Source organism: Moheibacter sp. (assembly GCF_049672845.1).
GTDB lineage: Bacteria > Bacteroidota > Bacteroidia > Flavobacteriales > Weeksellaceae > Moheibacter.
In genome coordinates this window covers 266,201-273,804 of the sequence record NZ_JBATWT010000024.1, presented here as the reverse complement: position 1 = coordinate 273,804, position 7,604 = coordinate 266,201, and the positions used below count along the sequence as shown (strand labels likewise).

The window sequence follows — 7,604 nt, the reverse complement described above, 5'->3', positions numbered from 1 at the left end:
ATAAGCTATCCTAAAAATCCGGCAACAAAACTCTGGACAACAATAAACCTCGCTTAAAACAGCTTAAACGAGGTCAAGAATTTTTGTTTTCAATAAAATTTGGAGTTGTGCAACAGTTACCCATGTTAGCAGAAGTACGAATTGCAGTTAATTTTGCTTTTTTATAACAAATTCTATTTCGGGAAAATATTTACTGCAATCGATATTTCGTTTTAAATAATTTAATTTTCCATTTTTAAGATAGAATTTTTCATCATTTAGATTAGTGTAAAAAGTATTGCGGTCTTTTGGTGTGCAATTTTTTATTGTAAGATTTGATTCCGTGTAAGGTTTTGTAACGATACTTGGATAATCATCTTTCGAAAAATTTTCGCATTGCATTGAAATAGTTTCTTTTATGAAATAGCAATTTTCGGCTTTATTTGTTGTTAAGATTAAAGTATCATTTTTGATTTTCCAAGTTCCATTTGAGAAATAAGACTTATTCATTTCTAAATCTTTTCCTTTATATTCATATTTATTGTTACTAATTATTTTTAGAGTTGCAGAAGAAAATAATAGAGAATCTGATGATTGTTTAATTTCATAAGTTCCAATAAATTCAGATTTATTTTTTGATTCACAACAAATCAAAAAAAATGAAAAAATAACTATTATTATTGGTGTTTTCAAAGTTTGGATCGTATTTCTGCTAACGGTTCAGTATAAACGCAGTAGCGGAGCAGGAAAGCACAAACCTTTCCGTTTTGCAACTGCCTTAGCCAAAACCTTATTTTATTTACTAATTTACAAAAAAGGAAATCAGAATAAGGTTTTGGCGGACAAAAAAGTACAGCCTTTCGGGTAAGCACTTTTCCCGCTATTGTGTTTATACATTGTTACCCACAGTTATTTCTTGAGTTTCTTTATTTCAGGTACAATATATTCGTCCATTAGTTTTGTCGTTTGGTTGTGTGACTCCATTCCACCATTGTAATAAGTACTTGTCAAAACAACAACTAATTCAAGTTTAGGGATAACTACGATTTTATTCCCACCTGTTCCCGACATAAAATAAGCCTTTTCCTTTTGGTCTTGCCCAAATTTAGATAACCACCATAAATAGCCATATTCATAATCAAACATTCCAACTTCTGTGTGTGGTTCAGTCGATTTTTGGATGAATTCCTTTGAAATGATTTGATTGTCGTTCCATTTTCCATCATTCAAATAGAGTTGACCGATTTTTAAAAGGTCGCGACTTCTTAACCCTAACCCACCACCCGTCATTGGTAATCCTGTCGGTGTTATCTGCCAATGATAGTCTGTAATCCCTAATTTTGAAAATAAGGCTTTGTCTGCGTAATTTTCTAATGAGCCTGTTACACTATTTATTATGTTGCCCAAAACAACAGTTCCTGCTGTACAATAACTAAAACTTCGTCCATATTTTGAGTCCTTTGGTTTTGTTTTCCATTCAGGAAAGCCTTTTATTGGCAAATCCCAATAAAATTTTACCCAATCTTCGATTATATACATTTTTTCTTCTTGTCCACGTGAATTTTGGTCCCAATCATCGCATTCTAAAATAGATGACATTGTAAGTAAATCTTCAATGGTAATTTCATCTTTTCGATTGTCAGGATACTGTATGTTTTTAACTTTCGAATATTGCGATGCTTTTTCATCAACTGATTTTAATAGGCCATCTTGAATTAAACTTCCGATTAATGTTCCTGTGATTGTTTTTGTAGCAGAACGAGTATTGTGCTTTGTGTCGGAATTATTGTCCTTATAATAGTTTTCAAATATAATTTTCCCTTTATGTGCAATAACAACACTTGAAATACTTTTAAATTCATTATTTGAAATTAGACTATCCATTTTTTTAATTGTCGGATTGTCTTTTAATTCACTTTCAGTTTTCCAACCGTCATTGGTTGTTTTGGGACTGAATGGATTGTCTTGTGCGTTTATTGTGATGCTGATAAATACAAAAAAAATCAGAAGTCTTGATTGTTTCATTTAGATTTTTTGATTGATGAGTTTGTCTATTAGTCGAATGTTTTAATGTTTGTTACGATGTCACTTATAATTGTGGGTAACTAGATTATATACGCAATTATACGACAATTTTCTGAATGAAGACAATTTTTCCACTTCTCTTTGAGGTGTGTTGACTGTCAATGAGTTATCCATTTGTTTCATTTCGTAAAATAGATATTTTATCTCTAAGAAAAACTGCGCATATTTGTAATCTGCAATACAAAAAACGCATAAATCCTACTTCAAAAGCCAAAAGTTTTGCCCCACTAAAGTAAAGGTGAAATCAACTTTACCATTCGGTCCAGCAATTGGAGATAGAGCGGTCTCTGTTTCCATATTTCTCCATCCACCTTTTCTGAATCTTCCAAGTCGCGATAAAAAGCTTTCTTCAACTCAGCAGCCAGTTCGCAATCATAAATCAGCGCATTAACTTCAAAATTCAAATCAAAACTCCTGAAATCCATATTGGCCGTTCCCACAATCGCAAGGTCATCATCAATCACCAGGGTTTTGGCATGAACAAATCCTTTGGTGTAGGTATAAACCTCAATACCTGCCTCAAGCATTTCGCTGAAATGGGAATGATTAGCTAGATTTACCAACTTCGAATCTGAAATCCCGGGAACCAGTAATTTGACCTTTACACCGCTCAAAGCCGTAATCAGCAATAAATCCATGATCGTGGGACTTGGAATGAAATAAGGATTCGTAATCAGAATTTCTTCTTTGGCAAGACTTATCGCCCGGCAAAGCGACTGTAAAATATAAGGCGCATCAGAATCAGGGCCACTGGCCACCAGCTGACCGATTTTATCACCTGCCTTTTCATTTTTATGAATCGGAAAAAAATGACGATCCGGTTCAAGTTTCTGCTTAGAACAGAAATTCCAGTCCACCATGAAAACATACTGAAGCGAATGCACAATGCTTCCTTCCGCTTTCAGATGCGTATCGCGCCAAAACCATTCATTGCCATTTCCATCACGGTTGATGTATTTATCACTGACGTTGATTCCGCCCAGAAATCCGGTTTCGCCGTCAATAACTATGATTTTCCGGTGATTCCGGTAATTCATCCGATTGGCAAAAAAGAAAAGTTTGATTTCGTAAAAAGGAAAAACTTCTATCCCTGCTTTTCGCATTCGTTTGACTTCTTTGTGAAGTTTATGCGAACCGAAATCATCAAATATAAAACGGACTTTTATACCTTCAGCCGCCTTTTTAATCAATAATTCTATGAGCTCCAAACCTATATGATCCGGTTCGAAAATATAATATTCCAGATGAATGTGGTGACGGGCATTGGCTATCGCTTCAAATACCGCCGGAAACTTCTTTTCTCCATTGATCAGTAATTCAACAGCATTATCGTCAGAAAGGGGAGAGAAATTCTGGTTGAGAATCAGATCGGCGAGCGACGAATATTTAATCAGGGATTCAGGAGCCGTTTCAAAAATACGATCCCTGTTTTTGCGAATGAATCCATCGACCTGCGCTTTTAGTTCCTCTGCAAATAAATTTTTACTGTACAACTTACGCTTACGATAATTCACACCTACCGAGAAATAAATAAAAATCCCGATGAACGGCAGCAAAATCACCAAAAGTATATAAGCAGCCGCCTTGGTTGAGCTGCGTGTATCAAAAATAATCCGCACGCAGACCGATATAATCAGCAACAGATAAAAAAGTTCAGCGAGGAGAAGCCAGTTCATTCCGTCAATTTAGCCGTGAAGTTATCGTTAAACACCGTAATTTCAAATCCATTTCAGGGATTTTTCAGTATTTATGATTTTTATAATGGCCAAAGCCAAAATTATATAATAAAAATACCCTCATCCTGAACAGAATGAGGGTATAACCTAACTAACCTAAACCTATGAAAAGCCCTAAAGCTTTTTGTTGCGACAAAGAAAGGACGAATTTTCTTATTCGTCTATACCAAGATCTTGGTATTTTGCAGTTTTTTTAATTTTTTTTTCGATTTTCTGAATAATTCGGGATTTTTATGCTCAGGGATTGTATAAATTTCCTGTTCCTGATGTTTAATATACTTTTTTTTTGGATAGCTATTTCAGGACAAGAAATAATTCATATTTATCCCATAGATACTCCATAGATACTCCATAGATAAGCCATGGATAAGCCCACTTATTAACAATCCAAAATTTTCTGTTAATAACTCATCTTTGTTCTTTTTCTTTAGCTTGTAAAAAAATTCAAAATCCCAACCTTGTAATCAGGATAGATTATCGGGAGAAATAAAGGATTTACTAAACGGGAACTGCTTCTTACTTTCTTTACTTTCCTAATTCAAAGGTACAACATCTCTGAATCTTATGGAATCCAATATGAAGGGAATCATTTTGATTACTAAATCTCCAACTGATGAATATACTGAATGTCCCGCTTGGCCACACCGTATTTTTTGTTCAGCCATTCATATCCTTCCTCAAAATCATTAAAACGAATGGATTCATCATAAACGGCTTCGTCCTCATTTTCTTTCTTTTTTCCGTGGACAACGCCTTCTTCCGTAATTTTCAGATAATATTCCATATTTTTAAATAGTATGAATTATTCGTTAAGCCTGCTGCGAAGCATACAAAGCACCGCAATTTCATTGGACGAAAGGTTTTCGTGTTTTTTCAGCAAACGACTGACTTCTTTTTGAAAATAATGCAAAGTCTTTCCGTCCAGATATTGGTCAATGATCCTCGGATCTATATACGAACTTCTCGCTACCGCAGGCGTATTGCCTAGTTTTTCGCTGACGGTTACCACCGCCTTGCGAATGTTTTGATTGAGCTGTTTCTGATCGATTTCTTCTTCGGCACCCAATTCATCCAACGCGATGGCTGCAATCATGGTTCCTGACCAAGTCCGGAAATCTTTGGCCGAATATTCCTCGCCCATAATTTCTCGTATGTACTGATTCAGATCTTCGCTTTTCACATCCACAACTTTTCCGTTTTCGTCTAGGTATTTAAAAATTTCATAGCCGGGCAAATCATCAATCTCCGCTACAATCTTAGCCAGTCGCGCATCCACAACCTGTTTTTCCTGTTCAATTCCCGATTTTCCCTTGTACGAAAAAATGATTTCTTTTCCATTGATTTCAAGATGTTTGCTTCGAAGTGTAGTCAGTCCGTAGCTTTCATTTTCCTTGGCATAAATTTCACTTCCCGGCCGAAAGAAAGCGCTTTCCAACAGCCGGACCATACAGGCCATCACCTTTTCGCGCGTTGGTTGCTTTTTGCGAAGATGCTGCCCCGTAACCCGGCGCATATGTTCTAATTGTTCTGCAAAACTGATGATGCGGTCAAACTTTTTCTGATCTTGTTTCGCCCTGAATTTGGGATTGTAAATATATTGCTTGCGACCTTTGACATCATAACCCGTAGCCAGAATCTTAGCTCTTTTCTTTTCGGAAATCTCCACGTCGGTCCAGGCCGGCGGAATAACTAACGATTTGAAATAATCAATCCATTCCTTGTCGGTTACTTTCTTTCCTTCTTCATCCCGATAGGAAAATCCTTTGCCATGTTTTTTTCGGAAATACACAAATTGAATTTTTAAAGATGCATTAAAGTTAAATCAAAAATCCATTTTTATTTCATCAATAGAAAAATTAACTTTACGGAATTAAGTTTTTTCCAATGAGTTATTATAAAATTGAAAATTTAGAGCAATATTTTAAAGCGTATAAAAAATCAGTAAAAGTGCCTGAAGAATTTTGGGCCGATATAGCCGAAGAGAATTTTACTTGGCTTAAGAAATGGGACAAAGTCCTGGAAAATAATATGACCCAAGCCGACGTTAAATGGTTTGTCAATGCGAAATTGAACATTGTAAAGAATTGTATTGACCGGCACCTGAACAAACGAGGCGATAAAACTGCGATTATTTTTGAACCCAATAATCCCGATGAACCTGCCCAGCATATTACCTATCTCGAATTGCACGAAAGGGTTTGTAAAATGGCCAACGTACTGAAAGAACAAGGCGTGAAAAAAGGCGACAGGGTTTGTGTTTACTTGCCTATGATTCCCGAACTTCCGGTTGCATTGCTGGCTTGTGCCAGAATTGGAGCCATTCATTCTGTGGTTTTTGCCGGATTTTCATCTTCTGCTTTGATCTCCAGAATCAATGACCTGGGCTGTAAAGTCCTGATTACTTCTGACGGAAGTTTCCGCGGAAATAAATCCATCAACCTGAAATCAATTGTGGATGAAGCACTGGAAAAACCATCTTCCATCGAAACGGTTTTGGTAGTGAAGAGAACCGGAACAGAAATCCAGATGAAACAAGGACGCGACATTTGGTTACAACCTTTGCTGGACAAAGCACCAAAGGATCACGTGGCAGAAGTGATGGATGCAGAAGATCCATTATTCATTCTTTATACTTCGGGTTCAACCGGAAAACCAAAAGGAATGGTGCACACCACCGCCGGCTATATGGTGTACATCGGATATACTTTCCAGAATATTTTCCAGAACAGAGAAAATGATGTGTATTGGTGTACGGCCGACATAGGTTGGATCACCGGACATTCTTATATTGTTTACGGTCCTTTGCTGAATGGTGCAACGACGGTTCTTTTCGAAGGAATTCCTTCCTATCCCGACCACGGACGATTCTGGGATGTAATCGACAAACACAAAGTCACACAGTTTTATACAGCACCAACTGCAATTCGGGCACTTGCCAAAGAAAATCTAAGTTATATAGACGACCACGATTTATCTTCCATCCGGATTCTCGGATCGGTAGGTGAACCCATAAACGAAGAAGCCTGGCATTGGTACAACAACCACGTTGGGAAAAAGCAATCGCCCATTACCGATACTTGGTGGCAGACGGAAAATGGTGGCATTATGATTGCGCCGATTCCTTTTGTGACGCCTACCAAACCGACCTATGCAACGCTTCCGCTTCCGGGTGTGCAACCGGTTTTGATGGACGAAAGAAGAAATGAAATCGAAGACAATCAGGTCGTAGGAAGTTTATGTATTAAATTTCCTTGGCCGGGTATGGCCAGAACCATTTGGGGCGATCACCAGCGCTATTTGGAAACTTATTTTACGGCTTTTCCGGGTAAATATTTCACGGGTGATGGCGCTCTGCGCGATGAAGTCGGCTATTACAGAATTACGGGTCGGGTAGACGATGTGGTAATTGTTTCCGGACATAATCTGGGAACCGCACCGATTGAAGACGCCATCAATGAACATCCGGCTGTAGCTGAATCTGCGATTGTGGGATATCCGCACGACATCAAAGGAAATGCTTTGTACGGATATATTACCTTGAAAGAAACTGGAGAAGTCCGGGATCGGGACAACCTCCGACGTGAAATTAACGAACATATTTCAAGCCACATCGGACCGATTGCCAAACTCGATAAAATTCAGTTTGTAAGTGGACTGCCCAAAACACGTTCGGGGAAAATCATGCGAAGAATCCTCCGAAAGATTGCAGAAGGAGATTTCTCCAGTTTTGGCGATACTTCCACTTTGCTGAATCCCGAAATTGTGGACGAAATCAAAAACGAAAGAATCGATTGATTTGATTAT

The 7,604-nt window shown here is 37.6% G+C and carries 6 protein-coding genes; 1 reads left to right on the top strand and 5 read right to left on the bottom strand.

Translation table 11 applies throughout. From position 1 onward, the window contains the following. Nucleotides 1-147: 147 nt before the first annotated feature. The 5 genes from WBF63_RS11860 to WBF63_RS11840 all read right to left on the bottom strand — a co-directional run bounded on the left by WBF63_RS11860 (nt 148) and on the right by WBF63_RS11840 (nt 5,589). Entirely contained in the window at nt 148-672 is a 525-nt protein-coding gene (locus WBF63_RS11860; protein WP_424369932.1) for a hypothetical protein, read from the bottom strand. Nucleotides 673-888: 216 nt separating this feature from the next. After that, nucleotides 889-2,004, bottom strand: a complete 1,116-nt coding sequence (locus WBF63_RS11855; protein ID WP_424369931.1) for a serine hydrolase domain-containing protein — start codon at nt 2,002-2,004, stop codon at nt 889-891. A gap of 287 nt (nt 2,005-2,291) precedes the next feature. Beyond that, nucleotides 2,292-3,740, bottom strand: coding sequence for a cardiolipin synthase (gene cls, locus WBF63_RS11850; RefSeq protein ID WP_424369930.1), 1,449 nt, complete (start codon nt 3,738-3,740; stop codon nt 2,292-2,294). Nucleotides 3,741-4,398: 658 nt separating this feature from the next. Beyond that, the gene (locus WBF63_RS11845; RefSeq protein ID WP_424369929.1) at nt 4,399-4,584 is read right to left on the bottom strand and encodes a hypothetical protein; all 186 of its coding nucleotides are present in this window, start codon (nt 4,582-4,584) and stop codon (nt 4,399-4,401) included. Between the two features lie 18 nt (nt 4,585-4,602). Then, nucleotides 4,603-5,589: a DNA topoisomerase IB gene (locus tag WBF63_RS11840; protein WP_424369928.1), complete on the bottom strand. Its 987-nt coding sequence runs from the start codon at nt 5,587-5,589 to the stop codon at nt 4,603-4,605. Nucleotides 5,590-5,684: 95 nt separating this feature from the next. On the opposite strand from WBF63_RS11840, the gene acs reads away from it, so the two are divergent. Further along, on the top strand, nt 5,685-7,595 hold the full coding sequence (acs, locus tag WBF63_RS11835; protein ID WP_424369927.1) for an acetate--CoA ligase: 1,911 nt from the start codon (nt 5,685-5,687) through the stop codon (nt 7,593-7,595). Nucleotides 7,596-7,604 lie beyond the last annotated feature (9 nt).

What these genes read in the sequence shown, in the direction of transcription:
- WBF63_RS11855 (WP_424369931.1), bottom strand. Translation starts at nt 2,004, where the DNA reads ATGAAACAATCAAGACTTCTGATTTTTTTTGTATTTATCAGCATCACA.
- cls (WP_424369930.1), bottom strand. Translation starts at nt 3,740, where the DNA reads ATGAACTGGCTTCTCCTCGCTGAACTTTTTTATCTGTTGCTGATTATA.
- WBF63_RS11845 (WP_424369929.1), bottom strand. Translation starts at nt 4,584, where the DNA reads ATGGAATATTATCTGAAAATTACGGAAGAAGGCGTTGTCCACGGAAAA.
- acs (WP_424369927.1), top strand. Translation starts at nt 5,685, where the DNA reads ATGAGTTATTATAAAATTGAAAATTTAGAGCAATATTTTAAAGCGTAT.